Origin of the sequence: Streptomyces sp. NPDC050418 (assembly GCF_044458745.1) — a bacterium.
Lineage (GTDB): Bacteria > Actinomycetota > Actinomycetes > Streptomycetales > Streptomycetaceae > Streptomyces.
Genome location: NZ_JBITIG010000016.1, coordinates 140,061 through 156,925, shown reverse-complemented (window position 1 = coordinate 156,925; position 16,865 = coordinate 140,061). Strand labels below are relative to the sequence as shown.

Genomic DNA, 16,865 nt, shown 5'->3' with positions numbered 1-16,865 from the left:
AAACCCGGGCCCGACGTCGTCCGGGGACCGGCTAGTTGGTGCCGATCTTCGCCAGCAGATCCACGATCCGCGCCTGCACCTCGCCGCTCGTCGAGCGCTCCGCCAGGAACAGCACCGTCTCCCCCGACGCCAGCTTCGGCAGGTCCGACTCGTCCACCGCCGCCGTGTACACCACGAGCGGCGTCCGGTTGAGCTGCCCGTTCGCCCGCAGCCAGTCGACGATCCCGGCCCGCCGGCGCCTTACCTGCAGCAGATCCATCACCACGAGGTTCGGCCGCATCTGCGTCGCGAGCGTCACCGCGTCGGCGTCCGAGGCCGCGCGCGCCACCTGCATCCCACGCCGCTCCAGAGAGGCCGTGAGCGCCTGCGCGATCTCCTCGTGCTCCTCGATCAGGAGGACACGCGACGGATGCTGCTCGCTGTCGCGCGGGGCGAGCGCCTTGAGCAGGACGGCGGGATCGGCGCCGTACGCCGCCTCGCGCGAGGCCTGCCCGAGCCCGGCCGTCACCAGGACCGGCACCTCGGCGGCGACCGCGGCCTGGCGCAGCGCCTGCAGCGCGGTGCGCGTGATCGGACCGGTCAGCGGATCGACGAACAGCGCGGCCGGGAACGCCGCGATCTGCGCGTCCACCTCCTCGCGCGAGTGCACGATCACGGGCCGGTAGCCACGGTCGCTCAGCGCCTGCTGCGTGGAGACATCGGGCGCCGGCCACACCAGGAGGCGGCGCGGGTTGTCCAGCGGCTCGGGCGGCAACTCGTCGTCCATCGGCAGCGGCTGCGGCCGGTTCGCGACCTCCACCGCACCGCCGGGCCCGTCGAGCGCCTGCGGCCCCTCGGCCCCGTCGTCCGGCGCCTCGATCGCATAGGCACGCCCCTGGCTCTCCGTCAGCTCCCGCTCGGGCTGCTGCAACGGCGGCAGCGGCTGCGATACGGAGGGGGCGGCGGGCTGCTGCACCACGGGCGCGGGCGCGGGCTCCGGTGCGGCGGGCGGCTCCACGACGGCCGGTGCCGCAGGCGCCTCGGCCGCTGCGGGCTGCGCACGGCGCGGGTCCTCGGCCTGCTGCCGCGGATCCGGCGGAGTGCCGAGCTTGCGCCGCCGCCCCGAACCGGCGGGCGACTGCCCCCCGAGGCTCTGCCCGCCGCCACGCGCCGAAGGCAGCGGCGGCAGTCCGGGCAGCCGCGACTGCTCGGCGATGTGCTGCGCGAACGGCACACCCTGCCCGAGCGTCCGCACACTGATGGCGCGCCCCTGCGTGGAGTTGCTGTCCGCGGCCGCCTCTTCGGGCAGCGGCTGCGCCATGCGCTGCCGCGTCGCGGGCGTCATGGGCTGCGGCCCGGCACCCGGGCGGTGCGGCTCGGCGGGCGCGGCGGAGTCCGTCCCGTCCGGCTTCTCGCTCACGGGGGCGGGCTGTTCGGGTCGTACGGAGCCGGCGTCGGCCTCCGCGGGGCCCTCCGTCTCCGCAGCCGGACCGGACTCCGGCCCTTCCTCCTCATGCCGCGTCTGCGCGGGCACACCGGGGTGCGCCTGCTCCGTTGCGCCGGCGGGGCGGGCGCGGCGACGGCCGCTGGGCACGTCGACCGGGTGCGGCTGCGGGGGCGTGTGCCCGGCCGGGTCGTTCTGCGGGACCGTGTCGCCGGAGCGCTCGGTGTGTGCGTGGGAGTGCGCGCCCGCGTGGTCGTGCGGGTGGGCCGACGGCAGCTCGGCGTCGTCGAGCACCGTCGCCTCGGCGGCGGCCCCCGGCGTACGGTCCGCCTCGGCAGGCGGCAGCGCGAACGCGGTCCGTCCGGCACCCGCCTCCTCGGCGGCGGCCCGCTCGGCCGCGGCGGCCAGCGCCCTGCGGCGCCGCCCGGTCGGCTGGGGCTCGCCCACCGGCTCGCCCGGAGCCTCCTGGGGCGCAGCGGCCGGCGGCAGCGCCGCCACGGCCGCCGCCTCGCGCCGCGCCCTGCGTCCCGTCGGCTGCGGCTCGGCGGGCACGCCCTGCGGCGGCACGGCGGCGCCGAGACCCGGCGCACCCGCGGGCGCCCCGGCGGCATGCTCGGCCGCGGTCACCACGGCACCCTGCGCGACCTCGGTGGAGGCGGCCTGCGCTGCCACCGGCTCGGCCTCGGCACTCTTACGGCGCCGACGCCCCGTACCGCCACCGCCCCCGGAAACGGAGATCCCGCCACCGTCGGAATCGGCGGAAGCCTGCGCGGGCACCTGCTCGGCCACCTGCACGTCGGGAGCCGCCTCCACGGCAGCCCCCGCCGCCTCGGCCGCACGCCGCCGCCGGCGCCCGGTCGGCGCGGGCACGGGTGCGTCGGCCGCCGGAGCCTCCGAAGGAACAGTGGCCCCAGCCGAATTCGCTGCCGAACTACCAGCCGTATCCCCAGCCGCGTCTCCGCCCGAGGAGGCCGTGGAGCCCGAAGAGGCCGTGGAGCCCGAGCCCCCGCCGGACTCCCCGTTCGCCAGGAACGAGTCCACCGACGACCGCCGCGCCCTGCGCCGCCCACCGGGCCGCACCGGCCCGGCGCCGGGCCCGGAGACGGAGTCACCGGAAGCCGGCCCGGCCCCCGCGACAGCGTCCCCCGAAGCCTGCGCGGGAAGCGCCAGTTGGCTCCCGGCCGGAGCGGCCTCGACCGTCCCCGCCCCGGCACCGATCGGCACCTCGAGCACGAACGCGCTGCCGCCCATCCCGGGCACCTCATGCGTCTGCAGCACACCGCCGTGCGCCCGTACGATTCCGGCGACCAGCGGCGCGTGCACCGGGTCGCCGCCCGCGAACGGCCCGCGGACCTCGATCCGTACGACATCGCCGCGCTGCGCCGCCGCGACCACGATCGTGGAGTCGACATGGCCCGCCGTCGGATCGGCGGCCCGCGCGTTGCCGGTCGAGTCGATGCCCGCCACGTCCGCGATCAGATGCGCGAGCGCCGTGGCGAGCCGCCCGGCGTCCACCTCGGCCTCGATCGGCGGCGCGTGCACCGCGAACTGGGCGCGCCCGGGCCCGATCAGTTCCACCGCGCCCTCGACACCGGCGGTCACCACGCGGTCGAGCAGCGCGGGCACCTTGTGCAGCGAGTGCGAACCGTCGTCGAGCAGCTGGAAATTGAGCACGTTGTCGACGAGCGTCGTCATCCGCGTATAGCCGGCGGCCAGGTGGTGCAGGATCTGGTTGGCCTCGGGCCAGAGCTGACCGGCCGGATCGGCCGCCAGCGTGCCGAGTTCGGCCCGCAGATGCTCCAGCGGGCCGCGCAGCGCGTCGCCGAGCACCGCGAGCAGTTGCGCGTGCCGCGCCGCGAGCGACTCCTGGCGCTCGCGCTCCTGGTCGGCGAACTGCTCGAAGCGCGCGGCCTCCCGCTCCTGCAGATCCGCGTACCGCTCACGCTCACGCGACTCAAGCTCCGCGTACCGCTCGCTCTCCTGCGCCTGGAGTGCCGCGTACCGTGCGCCGCTCTCGGACTCCAGCGCCGCGTACCGCTCGCGCTCGCCCGACTCCAGCGCCTCGTACTTCTCCCGCGCCGCCGCACGCTCCTGTTCGAGCTGCTCCTCCAGCGCGTCGAACGGCCGCCGGTCGGTGAACGCCAGCACGGCGCCGACCAGCTGGTCCCCGTCGCGTACGGGAGCGGTGGTCAGATCCACCGCGACGGCACTGCCGTCCTTCGCCCACAGGATCTGCCCGCGCACGCGGTGCTTGCGGCCGGAGCGCAGAGTGTCGGCGAGCGGACTCTCCTCGTACGGGAAGGGCTCACCGTCGGGCCGCGAGTGCTGCACCAGGGCGTGCAGCTCCTGGCCGCCGAGGTCGGACGCCCGGTACCCGAGGATCTGCGCGGCGGCCGGATTGACGAGGACGACCCGCCCGTCCGTGTCCGTACCGACGACACCCTCGGCCGCGGCCCGCAGGATCATCTCGGTCTGCCGCTGCTGGCGCGCGAGCTCGGCCTCGGTGTCGACGGTGCCGCTCAGATCGCGTACGACGAGCATCAGCAGCTCATCGGCGCTCTGCCCCTCGAATGCGTCCCGCCCGTCGAGGCTGGCGCTGGTCACCTCGACCGGGACTTCGCTGCCGTCGGTCCGCCGCGCGATCATCCGCTTCGGCTTGGTGCGCCCGCGCTCGTCGGTCGTGTCGGGCCGCCGCATCGACCCCGGGATCAGCCGCGAGTCGAATCCGGGCAGGAGATCGAGCAGCCCCCGCCCCACCAGAGCCGTACCCGGCGCCTCGAACGTGTCGAGAGCGATGGTGTTGGCGTTGACCACCGTGCCGTTGGCGTTGACGAGCAACAGCGCGTCCGGCAGGGCGTCGAGTATGGCTGCGAGGCGAGCAGCGCCTCGGGATGGCCTGCTGCTCACGACGACGGATCCTCCCTGTTACCGCACTTTGCGGACCACCCGGGCCGTCCTGCCCCCATGCCCGCGGTGTGTCACCTGAGGGAGTCTATGGCAGTGGTTGCGGTCGGGACGCCGGATGAGAGGGAGATCCCAGGAAGGCGCGACGAAGGACCTGTGACCACCGCGGCCGCTCACCAGGCATGTGTGCTGCCGGCCGCCTCGGGCAGGACGGGCACGAGCTGCTGCCACCGCCCGATCTCGCAGCCGTCGCTCCGGTCGAATTCCGCGCTCACCTGACGCCCGTGCCACGTCCCGGTGATCCGCGCGGTCTCGGGCCCGCCGTACTGCTGCGTGCAGAGCGCGTCCGCCGGCACCGCCGCGAACGGATCCCGCCCCTCCCCGCCGACGGCCGCCAGCCGCGCACACGCCTCGTCCGCCCGCGGATGACTCCCGCCCCCGCTCCCGTCGGCCTCACAGCTCAGCTCGTACGTCACGTAAGGAGCCGCCGCCCCGCCGCCCGAGGTGATCGTGAGCACATCCGGCTGCGGCACGGGCAGGGCCCGCGGCGGCACCTCGTCGGCGTGCGCGACGGTAGGCACGACGGTCACGGCGGCGACGGACGCGGCCACGGCAAGGGCGAGACGACGGACCTTCATGGAAACTCCAGGAAGCACGGGGACGGGGGACGGACCACCGTGCTCAACGCCCACAGGCCCCGGACGTTGCGCGCGCCGCAAAGCTCTTTGCCCTGCCGCCCGACCGCCTAGTACCGTGGGGGTCGATTGGTGACACCCCGCTGGGCTGTGTCATCATCTGCAACGCACCACGCGCTCGCGCAGGTGCAGCTGGAGGCGTCGCCTAGTCCGGTCTATGGCGCCGCACTGCTAATGCGGTTTGGGACTTACATCCCATCGAGGGTTCAAATCCCTCCGCCTCCGCACCTTGACCAGGGAGTTCGGCCCGAACGGGCCGGGCTCCCTGAGTCGTTTCCGGAGGTCGGGGTCGGCGATTCGGAGCACCGATCCGTAGCCGATCGGATGACAAGCCCGCCCCGGTGCCGTACCTACCGTTGAGACATGAACATCTCCCGCATCTCCCGCCGTTCCGCTCTCACCGCCTCCGCGATCGCGATCGCCGTGGGCGCCCTGGTGCCCGCCTCGGCCATGGCCGCCGACGCCCCTGCCGCACCGGCCCCCGCGGCCGCCGCCGCGGCACACAAGGACGCGACCCCGTCCGACGTGCTCGCCTCGACCCCGTGGAAGACCACCCGCGCGCTCGACCAGGACGGCAACCGCGTCGCCCTCGACGACCCGGCCGTGGCGAACTTCGTGGGCTGGGCGTACTTCGACGCCGACGGCACGTACACCATGTACAACCTCGACGACAGCCCGAAGCTGCAGGGCGACTGGACCGTCACCCCCGACGGCTCCGAGCGCTGGATCAACGCGAAGGACGCGGACGGCAAGGTGCTCTTCGAGCGCACCGTCCCGATCACGCAGCTCGACAAGAACGTGTTCACGTACCGCGTCTTCCCGAACCCCGACAACACCGCCGTGTACTACGACATCGTCCACACCAAGACGAACCACGTGGAGCCCGGCACCGACGGCCGCGGCCCCGGCGCGAACGGCAACCAGGGCGGCAACGGCGAGTACCACTTCAACAACGGCAACGCCCGCTGACCGGCGATCCGCACTCAGCCTCGGGGAGCCCAGGTCCACGGACCGGGCTCCCCGAGTCGTTTCCGCCCTCCGATTGTCAGTGCGGGATGCGACGCTCACGGCATGACCGCGATCGAACGCCCCCTGCCGCCGCTGAACGCCGACGAGCGCACCACCCTCGAAGGCTGGCTCGAATTCCACCGCGCGACGCTCGCGCGCAAATGCGAGGGCCTGACCGACGCCCAGGCCGCCACGGCCTCCGCGCCGCCCTCGCCCTTCACGCTCACCGGCCTCGTCCAGCACATGGCGGAGGTGGAGCGGAACTGGTACCGCCGCGTCCTCGCCGGCGAGCAGGCACCGCCGATCTTCGACCCCGAGGCTGACCCGGACGGCCCGGACGGCGGCTTCGACCTCGCACCCGACGCGACCCTCTCCGGCGCACTGGCGATCTGGCGCGAGGAGACCGCGTACGCACGCAAGCTCTGCACGGACCGCGAGCTCACCACCACCGGCCGCTTCATGAACCAGGACGTCAGCCTCCGCTGGATCCACGTCCACATGATCGAGGAGTACGCCCGCCACAACGGCCACGCCGACCTGCTCCGCGAACGCGTCGACGGCGCGACCGGCGTGTAGTCCATATGTGCGGATCTCAACGTTTCCGCAGCTCACAAGGGGTGCGGTAAACGGATTTCACATGGCGGCGGCAGTCATGTAATGTTCTTCCTGTCGCCGCGAGCGGGGCAGAAGCGCCGCAGCGAAGACGAAGAACAAGCACTCGTAGCTTAACGGATAGAGCATCTGACTACGGATCAGAAGGTTGCAGGTTCGAATCCTGCCGAGTGCACATCGACGAAGGCCCCCGGAGATCATCCGGGGGCCTTTCGCGTTGCCCGTGCGGTGTCCGATGAGTTTGTGGCTGCCCGCCGGTCCAAGGTAGTGACCCCGTAGGAAAGGACACTGCCATGTCGGAGCTTCTCGTCGACTTCATCACCTCCCTCGACGGCTATGCGTCGGGCGAGGGCTGGCCCGGGTTCTGGGGGCTCGAGAGTCCGGAGTATCTCGCGTGGCTCGGTGAGCAGCCCGAGGCCACGTATCTGATGGGGGCGAACACCTATCGGCTGATGTCGGGCTTCGCCGAAGGCAAGCTTCCGGACGGGCTTGACGAGTTCAGGCCCGAGGAGGAGGCCTCCGTCGACGAGCTCACTCAGGCGAAGAAGGTGGTGTTCTCCTCCTCGCTCGAGGACCCCCTGCCGTGGGCCAACACCACGCTCGTCCGTGACGACGCCGTCGAGACGGTCCGTGCGATGAAGGAGAACGGCGCGGGTCTCCTCAGCACGCTCGGCAGCCTCAGTCTGACCCGGTCCCTGCTGCGCGCCGGTCTGGTCGACCGCTTCCGGGTCGTGATGTTCCCGGTGATCACCGGCGCCACGGGCGAGGAGCGGATCTACGACGGCTATCCGGACGTGTCCCTGGAGATGACCGAGCACCGCACCTTCGAAGGCGGCCTCCAGCTGGTCGAGTACAAGCCGACCGTCCTCGCGCACCCCCCGCTCGGCGTCCCCGCGTGACGCCGAGCGGGCGGGGCCGGGTCAGGACGAGGTGACCGGGCGCATCGCGAGGCCCTCCGTGGCGGCCCAGTGCGTGATGCGCTGGCCGTCGTCGGCCGGGAACGTGGTGACCGGCATCGGGAGGTCGATCGCGGGCTCCGCCTCGGTCTCGCCGCCGGGGCTGCCGAGGGTGATCTTCATGGACTTCACGTCGTACGTGTCCATCTTGCCGCCCGTGGCCAGCAGGCCCGCGTACGCCTCGTCGCCGGGGGCGAGGGTGACGGGCTCGCCCGAGTCGGTGCCGGGCTTGACCGGGGCCGGGCCCTGGGCGTCGCCGAGGGTGACCTCGGGGTAGTTCACGAGGTCGCACTTCTTGTCGCCGGCGTTGGTCGCGACGATGAGGAGGTGGCGGACCGGCTCGCCGTCCGCGTCGTAGTTCTGTGCGGCGAAGGTCAGGTCCTTCATGGCGCAGAGGCCGGTACCGCCGTCCCCCTCTGTGCTCTCGCCGTCGCCGGGCTTCGAGGAGCTCGTCGCCGTCGCCGTAGGACGGTCCGAGGACTTCCCGTCCCCCGAGGCGCCGTCGGAGCCGGGCTCGCATGCGGTGGTCGCGAGCAGCGCGGCGACGGCCGCGGCGCCCAGCGCGTAGGACTTCCAGCCTCTGGGACTCTTGCGGTGACGTACGACAGCGTTCATGGTTCCCCCTGTGATCGGCATGCAGGCCGGTAGCGGCCGTGCAGGGTCGGCGCCCATCGATGGCGAACCGATTGTGCCCGCGCACGGGCCACAACTCTCGGGGCGCGAGGTGCTGTTACCGATCACGGAAGATTCCGCTGTGATGCGGTGACGTACGGGGAGAGGGCGCATGCGGTATCGGTTCACGGAGTATGAGGCGGCGGGCGAGGCGCAGCGCGGCGAGGGCTGGGTCGGTGGGCAGCCCGAGTGGGTGGGGCCGGTGCCGCAGTGGCCCGTCAAATGGGGGGACGGGGAGCTTGCGGAGTTCGTGGGGCAGTTCCGGGTGGCCGCCGATGCCGGTGGTGGGGGTGTGGACCGGGCGGTGTACTTGTTCGCCGTCGAGTGCTCCGGGGAGCACATCGCCGTGGTGCAGCCCGGTGGGCAGGTCAGTGAGGAGTGCGAGCTCAGGGCGGCGGTTGGCGGGCCGACCGTGCTGGAGCAGGCGCACCGGTTGAAGGTCGTCGACGTGGTGGAATTCGCCGATGTGGAGCGGGAGTTGGAGCCCGTCGAGGGGGAGGACGACGACGACCGGGCGTGGCGGCTCGAAGAGGAGCTGGAGGAGCGGCAGAAGGACGAGCGGGACAGCAGACGGATGAACCAGCTGGGCGGGCCGGGGGTCGTGCCGGTCTGGCTGCAGGGGGACGATCTGCCGGGTGAGGACTGGCAGTTGGTGGCGCAGTTCGACTCGTGTCAGCTTCCGTTCGCGGTGAACTTCGGGGACACGGGGGTGGGTTATCTGTTCCTCTCGCCCGAGGGGGAACGGGCGGAGTTCTTCTTTCAGAGCTGCTGAGGCCGCCGTGGTGACGGGCATGACCCGGTATTACCCGGCAGGTAATCGCCCCGTCCCGGCGGGGGTGTCAGCATCGGGATGTGTCCGTGACCGCGGATGATCCACGACGCCGGAGGTTCTCATGTCTGCGTACGTCATTGCCCGTCTGCGCAAGGGTCCCCTGCACGAGGACCTCGCCGAGTACATCGAGCGGATTCCCGGCACCTTCGAGCCGTACGGCGGGCGCTTCCTCGTGCACGTCACGCCGCACGAGGTGCTGGAGGGGACCTGGGAGGAGGACGTGGTGATGATCGGGTTCCCCGGGCTCGACGAGGCGCGTGCCTGGTGGGACTCGGACGCGTACCGGGAGATCGCGCCGCTGAGGACGCGGCACCTCGACGGGGACCTCATCATGATCAAGGGCGTGCCCGAGGGGTACGACGCGACGAAGACGGCGGCCGGGCTGCGTGAGGTGCTCAAGGGCTGACGAGGCGGTGGGCCAGGCCCTCGTAGCTCGTCACGAAGCCTTCGGGGTCGAAGTCGATCTCCGCGGAGAAGTCGCCCGAGGTGAAGTGGACGTGGCGGTCCGCGAGTTCGCGGGCGTACGTCTGCGGTGAGGCGTGGACCGACAGGTCCGGGACGGAGATCCACGCCATGTGGAAGCCGCGGCTGCCGGGCGTGCGGTGCAGGCCGTGGCGGAGCACCGGCATCGTGTTGGTGAGCGGGGAGAAGCCCAGGTCGCAGTCGAGGGTGTCCTGGCCCGCCCAGGGCAGCTCCCCGCCGTTCGCCGTCCACCGCCCGGAGGGTGAGCGGCGCAGGTCCAACCGGGCGGTGGCGTCGGTGGTTTCGGCCGTCACGCAGAGTGTGCGGGTGATCCAGTCGGGGCCGGTCTCGAGCGCGTATGAGAGCCAGTACGGGTGCGGGAGCGCCGCGAAGACGCGGCCGCGGGCCGTGAAGGAGCGCGGTCCCGTCGGGGTGATCCAGGCGGTCTCGAAGCCGCCGGTCTCGGTGATCTGCCAGGTCAGGGTGAGGGCCGGGGTGCGGTCCGTGGCGCGACTGTCAGTCATGGGTACCAGGATGGTCCCCATGGCGTGGTGGTGCACGGGTGTGCGGTGGCGGGGCGGCGGGCCGGTGCTCGGCTGGTGGGCGCCCGGGCGGGACGGGCGCGAGAGCGTGCTCGGGTACGGACAGCAGGCGGCCTTCGTCGTACGGGGAGAGCGCTCGTGTCTCGGCGTGTGGCGGGGCGGCCGGCACACGCCGTGCCCGCGGGGCATGACGGTGCCCGCGCGGTCGACCCGGGCCCAGTGCCCGGAGTGCGCGCGGATCGACCGTTCGTACTCGGTGGCGGCCGACACGATGGCCGATGATCCGCGGCCGTACGCCGTCTACCTGGCGTATTTCGGTCCGGGGCTGCTGAAGGTCGGGATCACGGCGGACGAGCGGGGCTCGGCGCGGCTCCTGGAGCAGGGCGCCGTCGCGTTCACCTGGCTCGGGCGGGGCCCGCTGATGGCGGCGCGGCGCGTGGAGGCACTGGTCGGGGTGGCGCTCGGGGTGCCCGACAGGATTCCGTACGCGCGGAAGCGGACGGTGCGCACCGCGCTGCCGCCGGTCGAGGAGTGGGTGGCGGAGGTGAGCGCGGCGCACGCGCGCGCCGTGCGGCTCACCGGGTGGCCCGAGTCGATGGCGGCGGCGGGGTGCGAAGTGGTCGAGCACCGTGGGGAGTTCGGTCTCGAAGGTCTGCCGCCGGCCCGGGCGGTGGTGCGGGAGCTGGTCGACGGGGGCGTGGTGGCGGGGCGGCTGTCCGGGGCCGCAGGGCCCGATCTGCACCTCGATGTGGGCGGCCGTGGGGTGGTCATCGACGCGCGTCTGATGGCGGGATGGCAGCTGGAGGCGGTCGGGGCCGAGGAGTCCGGTGCCCTGGGGAACCTCGGTGGAGGCGGTGCCGTGACCGTGCCGACGGTGGAGCTCGGCGGGGTGCAGGGCGGGCTGTTCTGAGGGAGGAACCTCAGAGCCGTTTCTCAGGGAATTCACAGATTCGGGAAAGGTTGCTCTCACCGGCGCCCGGGATCGTCGGTCCCATGACCACCGACGCACGTACCGAACTGTTCAGGCCGGACGGCTCTCCCGTACGGGTGCTGGTCGTGGACGACGAGGCCGCGATCACCGAGCTGCTCGCCATGGCCCTGCGCTACGAGGGCTGGGAGGTGCAGACCGCGCAGGACGGTGCGAGCGCCATCCGGGCCGCGCGCGCCTTCCGTCCCGACGCCGTGATCCTCGACGTCATGCTCCCGGATCTGCACGGGCTCACCGTGCTCGGGCGGATCCGGGCCGATCTGCCGGATGTCCCCGTGCTGTTCCTGACCGCGAAGGACGCGGTCGAGGACCGGATCGCCGGGCTGACGGCCGGCGGCGACGACTACGTGACGAAGCCGTTCAGTCTGGAGGAGGTCGTGGCCCGGCTGCGCGGCCTGATCCGCAGGTCGGGCGCGGCGGCCAAGCGGAGCGAGTCCCTGCTGACCGTGGGTGATCTGACGCTCGACGAGGACAGCCACGAGGTGACGCGGGGCGGCGAGCAGATCCAGCTCACCGCGACCGAGTTCGAACTGCTGCGGTATCTGATGCGCAATCCGCGGCGCGTGCTCAGCAAGGCGCAGATCCTCGACCGGGTGTGGAGTTACGACTTCGGTGGCAAGGCCAACGTCGTCGAGCTCTACATCTCGTATCTGCGCAAGAAGCTGGACGCCGGACGGCCGGCCATGATCCATACGCGGCGCGGCGCCGGGTATCTGATCAAGCCCGCCGAGGCACCGCAGCCCGCCGCCCCCGCGGGGGCCGGCGCCCGATGAGACCGCCGCGGTCCCTGCGGACCCGGCTTGTCGTCTCGGCGGTCGCGCTGATCGCCGTCGTGTGCGCGGTCATCGGCACGGTGACGGCGGTCGCGCTGCACTCCTATCTGTACGAGCGGCTCGACCAGCAGCTCGCCGACGTGGCGAAGCGCGCGGCCGGGCCGGGCAAGAGCCCCGAGGGCACGGCGCCCGCGCCCGACGAGCTGCCCCGTGACGCCTTCCGCTTCCTGGCGCTGGGCGGCCAGGACATCGGCACGCTCGGCGCGACCGTGTCCGGCGACACCGTCACCGAGGCCCGGATCAGCGAGCCGGGCGGCGACGACGGCCGGCCCGCGCAGGTCGCCGACCTCGGCGCGGAGGTGCGTACGGCGCTCGGCGACGTCGCGCAGGACGGCAACCCGCACACCGTGGAGCTGCCCGGGCTCGGCGCGTACCGGGTGCAGTCGACGGCCAGTCCGGACTACGGGGCGATGCTGGTCGGCGTGCCGACCAGTGGTGTCGAGAACACCGTCTCGACGCTGATCGTCGTCGAACTCTGCGTCGCGGGCGCCGGGTTGGTGGCCGCCTCGATCGCGGGAGCCGTCCTCGTCGGCGTGGCCCTGCGTCCGCTGCGCAAGGTCGCCGCCACCGCCACCCACGTCGCCGAACTCCCCCTGCACCACGGCGAACCCGCCCTGCACCCGCGCGTCCCCGACGCCGATCCGCGCACCGAGGTCGGCCAGGTCGGCGCGGCGCTCAACCGGATGCTCGACCATGTGCACGACGCGCTCCGGGCCCGCCAGGACAGCGAGACACGGGTCCGCCAGTTCGTCGCGGACGCCAGTCATGAGCTGCGTACGCCCCTGGCCTCGATCCGCGGATACGCCGAGCTGACGCGCCGCGGACGCGAGGAGACAGGTCCCGACACGCGCCGTGCGCTCACCCGGATCGAGTCCGAGGCGGCGCGGATGACGGGACTCGTCGAGGATCTGCTGCTGCTCGCCCGGCTCGATGCCGGACGCCCCCTGGCGTACGAGGCCACGGATCTGTCGCTGCTCGTGGCGGACGCCGTCGGCGACGCGCGGGCCGCGGGCCCCGACCACCGGTGGCGGCTCGAACTCCCCGACACCCCGGTGTCCGTGGGCGCCGATGCGGCCCGGCTGCATCAGGTCCTGGTCAACCTCCTCGCGAACGCCCGCACCCACACCCCGCCCGGCACCACGATCACGGCACGGGCTCTCGCGTGCGGCACGACGGCACGGCTCCAGGTCGAGGACGACGGGCCCGGCATCCCGCCGGACCTGCTGCCGTACGTCTTCGAGCGCTTCGCCCGTGGGGACGCCTCGCGGTCGCGGAACGCCGGGTCGACGGGGCTCGGCCTCGCGATCGTGCGGGCCGTGGTGGCGGCGCACGGCGGGAGCGCAGGGGTCGAGAGCGGGCCGGGGCGGACGGTGTTCACGGTCGAACTGCCCGCGCCGGGAGCGGACCCCGGAGCCGAACCGCCCGCGTCGGGCGCGGACCCCGGAGCCGACCGGGCCGCGGCGATCGCGCAGCAACAGGCGCAGCCGCAGGCGCAGTCACAGCCACCCCACAGGCTCAGCACACAGCCATGACAGGGCGCGTGGCGAGGGTCGGGGCATGCCCATTGAACCTCGCCCGTCACCCGGGCCCGCCCGGACCCTGCCGGCGCGGCGGCATCTGCCCGCCGCGGCCGGTACGGGTGCCGGGGGCACCCCGGTCCTCGACGTCGTCATCCCCGTCCTCGATGAGGAGCGGGACCTCGAACCCTGCGTCCGCCGGCTCCACGCCCACCTCGCCGAGACCTTCCCGTACGCCTTCCGCATCACCATCGCGGACAACGCCAGCACCGACGCCACCCCGCTGATCGCCGCCCACCTGGCGGCGCACCTCGCCGAAGTGGAGTCGTACCGCCTCGAACTCCGAGGCCGCGGACGGGCGTTGCGCGAGGTGTGGTCCGCGTCGGACGCCCCGGTCCTCGCCTATATGGACGTGGACCTGTCCACCGACCTCAACGCGCTGCTCCCCCTGGTCGCCCCGCTGATCTCCGGGCACTCCGACCTCGCGATCGGCTCACGGCTGGCGCGCAGCGCACGCGTGGTGCGCGGTCCGAAGCGGGAGTTCATCTCGCGGACGTACAACCTGATCCTGCGCGGTTCGCTGCAGGCCCGTTTCTCGGACGCGCAGTGCGGGTTCAAGGCGATCCGGCGGGACGTGGCCGAGCGGCTGCTGCCGCTGGTCGAGGACACGGGCTGGTTCTTCGACACGGAACTTCTCGTGCTGGCCGAGCGGGCGGGCCTGAGGATCCACGAGGTGCCGGTGGACTGGGTCGACGACCCGCACTCCACCGTCCATATCCTGCGCACGGCCACCGACGACCTCAAGGGCGTCTGGCGCGTGGGCCGCGCGCTCGCCGTGGGCGCGCTGCCCCTCGACCGTCTCGTACGGCCCTTCGGGGATGATCCGCGCGACCGTCAACTGGCAGGAGTTCCCCGAGGGTTGACCCGTCAGCTGGTCGGCTTCTGTGTGGTCGGCGCGCTGTCCACGCTCTTCTATCTGCTCCTCTACTCCCTCTTCCGCGCGGGCCCCGGCCCGCTGCCCGCACTGGGCGCCCAGACCGCCAACGCCGCCGCGCTCCTCGTCTCGGCCGTCGCCAACACCGCGGCCAACCGGCGGCTGACCTTCGGCGTACGGGGGCGGGAGCGCGCCGTGCGCCACCAGGCCCAGGGGCTCGTGGTCTTCGCCATCGGGCTCGCCCTGACCAGCGGATCGCTCGCCGCGCTGGGGGCGGCGGCGGGGCGTCCGTCGCACACCACCGAGCTGATCGTGCTGATCGCGGCGAATCTGGCGGCGACGGTGCTGAGGTTTCTGCTGTTCCGGGTGTGGGTGTTCGGGGAACAGACCGCCCCGGCGCGGGAGGTGGAGCAGCGATGACGCTCGCCGTTCAGCCCGCCGGCCCGCGCTGGGCCCGGCCCGCCTTCCTCGGGCTGCTGCTCCTCGTGGGCGCCGCCTACCTCTGGAACCTCAGCGCGTCCGGCTACGCCAACTCCTTCTACTCCGCGTCCGTCCAGGCGGGCAGCGAGAGCTGGAAGGCCTTCTTCTTCGGCTCCTCGGACGCCGCCAACGCGATCACCGTCGACAAGCCGCCCGCCGCACTCTGGCCGATGGCCCTGTCCGTACGCGCCTTCGGCCTCGGCTCGTGGCAGATCCTGCTTCCGCAGGTCCTGATGGGCGTGGGGACGGCGGCGGTGCTGTACGCGGCCGTACGACGCCGCTTCTCCGCGGGCGCGGGCCTGATCGCGGTCGCCGTGTTCGCGGTGACCCCCGTCGCCGCGCTGATGTTCCGCTTCAACAACCCGGACGCGCTGCTCGCGCTCCTGATGACGGTCACCGTGTACTGCGTTCTGCGGGCCATCGAGCACGGCCGCACCAAGTGGCTGGTGTGGGCGGGCGTCGCGGTCGGCTTCGCGTTTCTGGCGAAGACGCTGCAGGCGTTCCTGATCCTGCCGCCGCTCGCCCTCCTCTACGCGGTGTGCGCCCCCGTGTCCGTACGCCGCAGGCTCGGCCAACTCGCCCTGTCCACCGGTGCCTTGCTGCTGTCGGGCGGCTGGTGGGTCGCGATCGTGGAGCTGTGGCCCGCGTCCTCGCGCCCGTACATCGGCGGCTCGCAGAACAACTCCTTCCTGGAGCTGACCTTCGGCTACAACGGCCTCGGCCGCCTGAACGGCGAGGAGACCGGAAGCGTGGGCGGCGGAGGAGGGGGCGGAGGTCAGGGCGGCGGCTGGGGCGCCACCGGACTCGACCGGCTCTTCGCCTCGAACATCGGCGGCCAGATCGCCTGGCTCCTGCCCGCCGCCCTCGTCCTGCTGCTCGCGGGCCTCTGGCTGACCCGCCGCACCTGCCGCACGGACCCGGCCCGCGCGGCGCTGCTCGCCTGGGGCGGCGCGCTGGTGGTGACGGCCGCGGTGTTCAGCTGGATGCAGGGGATCTTCCACGAGTACTACACGGTGGCACTGGCCCCGTACATCGCGGCCCTCGTCGGCAAGGGCGCCTCCATGCTGTGGGAGGAACGCGGACGGCTCTGGGCCTCGGGCACGCTCGCCGCGACAGTCGCAGGCACGGCCTGGTGGTCGTACGTGCTGCTCGGCCGCACGGACGGATACGTGCCGTGGCTGCGGTGGGCGGTCCTCGCGGCAGGCGTGCTGGGCGCGGTGTGCGTCCTGGTGGCGGCCCGCCTCGGCCGCCAAGTCGCCCTTGCCGCCGTCGGGTTGAGCCTCTTCGCGGGCCTGGCGGGCCCGGCCGCGTACACCCTGACGACCCTCGGCGAGGGCCACTCCGGATCGATCGTCACGGCGGGACCCACGGTCGCCGGCGGGCGCGGGGGCGGGCCCGGTGGGGGTGCGCCTGGGGGTGGTGGTCCCGGCGGGGGCGGCCCGGGCGGCGGTGGCCCTGGCGGCGGTGGCGGCGGTGGCGGCGGAATGCAGCCGCCGGGGCAGGCCCAAGCCCAGGGCCAGGGCCAGAACCAGGGCACGGGCTTCCCGGGCGGAGGGCAGCCACAAGGAGGCGGCGCCCCTGGCGGAGGCGAAGGCGCCCCCGGAGCCGCAGGCATGGGCGGCCTCCTCAACGGCACCACCGTCGACGCGAAGACCAAGGCGAAGCTCCTGGCGGACGCCGACTCCTACACGTGGGTCGCCGCGGCGATCGGCTCGCAGAACCAGGCCAGCTACCAGCTCGCGACCGAGCGGCCGGTGATGTCGATCGGCGGCTTCAACGGCAGCGACCCGTCCCCGACCCTCGCCCAGTTCAAGCAGTACGTGAAGGAAGGGAAGATCCACTACTTCGTGGGCGGCGGCATGGACGGCGGCATGGGCGGCGGCATGAGCGGAGGCAATGGCACCGGATCGCAGATCAGCGAGTGGGTCCAGGAGAACTTCAAGCAGGTCACGGTGGGTGACGCCACCCTGTACGACCTGACGTCCGCAAAATAGCTATACAGCGTAG

At 72.9% G+C, this 16,865-nt stretch carries 14 protein-coding genes and 2 tRNA genes; 12 read left to right on the top strand and 4 right to left on the bottom strand.

The window, feature by feature from the left end; genetic code table 11:
* Window positions 1–31: 31 nt before the first annotated feature.
* Both ACIBI4_RS32190 and ACIBI4_RS32185 read right to left on the bottom strand, forming a co-directional pair.
* Window positions 32–4,330, bottom strand: coding sequence for a PAS domain-containing protein (locus ACIBI4_RS32190; protein WP_399207719.1), 4,299 nt, complete (start codon window positions 4,328–4,330; stop codon window positions 32–34).
* A 170-nt stretch (window positions 4,331–4,500) separates the two neighbouring features.
* Window positions 4,501–4,965: an SSI family serine proteinase inhibitor gene (locus tag ACIBI4_RS32185; RefSeq protein ID WP_399207718.1), complete on the bottom strand. Its 465-nt coding sequence runs from the start codon at window positions 4,963–4,965 to the stop codon at window positions 4,501–4,503.
* Window positions 4,966–5,156: 191 nt separating this feature from the next.
* Here ACIBI4_RS32185 and ACIBI4_RS32180 point away from each other — a divergent pair.
* The 5 genes from ACIBI4_RS32180 (at window position 5,157) to ACIBI4_RS32160 (ending at window position 7,541) form a co-directional block, all read left to right on the top strand.
* A tRNA-Ser gene (locus ACIBI4_RS32180) sits at window positions 5,157–5,247 on the top strand.
* Window positions 5,248–5,385: 138 nt separating this feature from the next.
* Window positions 5,386–5,991, top strand: coding sequence for a DUF4822 domain-containing protein (locus ACIBI4_RS32175; protein ID WP_399207717.1), 606 nt, complete (start codon window positions 5,386–5,388; stop codon window positions 5,989–5,991).
* A gap of 102 nt (window positions 5,992–6,093) precedes the next feature.
* Window positions 6,094–6,606, top strand: coding sequence for a DinB family protein (locus ACIBI4_RS32170; protein WP_399207716.1), 513 nt, complete (start codon window positions 6,094–6,096; stop codon window positions 6,604–6,606).
* 138 nt (window positions 6,607–6,744) lie between these two features.
* Window positions 6,745–6,817 (top strand) — tRNA-Arg (locus ACIBI4_RS32165).
* 118 nt (window positions 6,818–6,935) lie between these two features.
* Window positions 6,936–7,541 carry a dihydrofolate reductase family protein gene (locus ACIBI4_RS32160; protein WP_399207715.1) on the top strand — a complete coding sequence of 202 codons (606 nt, stop codon included), beginning with the start codon at window positions 6,936–6,938 and terminating at the stop codon, window positions 7,539–7,541.
* Between the two features lie 21 nt (window positions 7,542–7,562).
* Here ACIBI4_RS32160 and ACIBI4_RS32155 read toward each other — a convergent pair whose 3' ends face one another.
* The gene (locus ACIBI4_RS32155) at window positions 7,563–8,213 is read right to left on the bottom strand and encodes a DUF4232 domain-containing protein (RefSeq protein ID WP_399207714.1); all 651 of its coding nucleotides are present in this window, start codon (window positions 8,211–8,213) and stop codon (window positions 7,563–7,565) included.
* Between the two features lie 169 nt (window positions 8,214–8,382).
* Between ACIBI4_RS32155 and ACIBI4_RS32150 the strand changes: the two genes are divergently transcribed.
* Window positions 8,383–9,042: a hypothetical protein gene (locus tag ACIBI4_RS32150; protein ID WP_399207713.1), complete on the top strand. Its 660-nt coding sequence runs from the start codon at window positions 8,383–8,385 to the stop codon at window positions 9,040–9,042.
* A gap of 121 nt (window positions 9,043–9,163) precedes the next feature.
* Window positions 9,164–9,508 carry a DUF1330 domain-containing protein gene (locus ACIBI4_RS32145; protein WP_399207712.1) on the top strand — a complete coding sequence of 115 codons (345 nt, stop codon included), beginning with the start codon at window positions 9,164–9,166 and terminating at the stop codon, window positions 9,506–9,508.
* Here the strand turns inward: ACIBI4_RS32145 and ACIBI4_RS32140 are convergent.
* Window positions 9,498–10,088: a putative glycolipid-binding domain-containing protein gene (locus tag ACIBI4_RS32140; RefSeq protein WP_399207711.1), complete on the bottom strand. Its 591-nt coding sequence runs from the start codon at window positions 10,086–10,088 to the stop codon at window positions 9,498–9,500. The two genes, ACIBI4_RS32145 and ACIBI4_RS32140, sit on opposite strands and share 11 nt — an antisense overlap.
* On the opposite strand from ACIBI4_RS32140, the gene ACIBI4_RS32135 reads away from it, so the two are divergent.
* The 5 genes from ACIBI4_RS32135 to ACIBI4_RS32115 all read left to right on the top strand — a co-directional run bounded on the left by ACIBI4_RS32135 (window position 10,087) and on the right by ACIBI4_RS32115 (window position 16,852).
* Window positions 10,087–11,016: a DUF2797 domain-containing protein gene (locus ACIBI4_RS32135; protein WP_399207710.1), complete on the top strand. Its 930-nt coding sequence runs from the start codon at window positions 10,087–10,089 to the stop codon at window positions 11,014–11,016. The two genes, ACIBI4_RS32140 and ACIBI4_RS32135, sit on opposite strands and share 2 nt — an antisense overlap.
* Before the next feature lie 83 nt (window positions 11,017–11,099).
* The gene (locus tag ACIBI4_RS32130) at window positions 11,100–11,867 is read left to right on the top strand and encodes a response regulator transcription factor (protein WP_399207709.1); all 768 of its coding nucleotides are present in this window, start codon (window positions 11,100–11,102) and stop codon (window positions 11,865–11,867) included.
* Window positions 11,864–13,459 (top strand): sensor histidine kinase, encoded by a 1,596-nt coding sequence (locus ACIBI4_RS32125; RefSeq protein WP_399207708.1) that lies wholly within the window; start codon window positions 11,864–11,866, stop codon window positions 13,457–13,459. The genes ACIBI4_RS32130 and ACIBI4_RS32125 overlap by 4 nt, the downstream gene beginning before the upstream one ends.
* 25 nt (window positions 13,460–13,484) lie before the next feature.
* Window positions 13,485–14,798, top strand: a complete 1,314-nt coding sequence (locus tag ACIBI4_RS32120) for a glycosyltransferase (RefSeq protein WP_399207707.1) — start codon at window positions 13,485–13,487, stop codon at window positions 14,796–14,798.
* Complete coding sequence (locus ACIBI4_RS32115) at window positions 14,795–16,852, top strand: glycosyltransferase family 39 protein (protein ID WP_399207706.1); 2,058 nt, start codon at window positions 14,795–14,797, stop codon at window positions 16,850–16,852. The genes ACIBI4_RS32120 and ACIBI4_RS32115 overlap by 4 nt, the downstream gene beginning before the upstream one ends.
* Window positions 16,853–16,865: the final 13 nt, after the last annotated feature.

Bases quoted from the DNA above. Each gene is read 5' to 3' on its own strand.
- ACIBI4_RS32185 (WP_399207718.1), bottom strand. From the start codon at position 4,965: ATGAAGGTCCGTCGTCTCGCCCTTGCCGTGGCCGCGTCCGTCGCCGCC.
- ACIBI4_RS32175 (WP_399207717.1), top strand. From the start codon at position 5,386: ATGAACATCTCCCGCATCTCCCGCCGTTCCGCTCTCACCGCCTCCGCG.
- ACIBI4_RS32170 (WP_399207716.1), top strand. From the start codon at position 6,094: ATGACCGCGATCGAACGCCCCCTGCCGCCGCTGAACGCCGACGAGCGC.
- ACIBI4_RS32160 (WP_399207715.1), top strand. From the start codon at position 6,936: ATGTCGGAGCTTCTCGTCGACTTCATCACCTCCCTCGACGGCTATGCG.
- ACIBI4_RS32155 (WP_399207714.1), bottom strand. From the start codon at position 8,213: ATGAACGCTGTCGTACGTCACCGCAAGAGTCCCAGAGGCTGGAAGTCC.
- ACIBI4_RS32150 (WP_399207713.1), top strand. From the start codon at position 8,383: ATGCGGTATCGGTTCACGGAGTATGAGGCGGCGGGCGAGGCGCAGCGC.
- ACIBI4_RS32145 (WP_399207712.1), top strand. From the start codon at position 9,164: ATGTCTGCGTACGTCATTGCCCGTCTGCGCAAGGGTCCCCTGCACGAG.
- ACIBI4_RS32135 (WP_399207710.1), top strand. From the start codon at position 10,087: ATGGGTACCAGGATGGTCCCCATGGCGTGGTGGTGCACGGGTGTGCGG.
- ACIBI4_RS32140 (WP_399207711.1), bottom strand. From the start codon at position 10,088: ATGACTGACAGTCGCGCCACGGACCGCACCCCGGCCCTCACCCTGACC.
- ACIBI4_RS32130 (WP_399207709.1), top strand. From the start codon at position 11,100: ATGACCACCGACGCACGTACCGAACTGTTCAGGCCGGACGGCTCTCCC.
- ACIBI4_RS32125 (WP_399207708.1), top strand. From the start codon at position 11,864: ATGAGACCGCCGCGGTCCCTGCGGACCCGGCTTGTCGTCTCGGCGGTC.
- ACIBI4_RS32120 (WP_399207707.1), top strand. From the start codon at position 13,485: ATGCCCATTGAACCTCGCCCGTCACCCGGGCCCGCCCGGACCCTGCCG.
- ACIBI4_RS32115 (WP_399207706.1), top strand. From the start codon at position 14,795: ATGACGCTCGCCGTTCAGCCCGCCGGCCCGCGCTGGGCCCGGCCCGCC.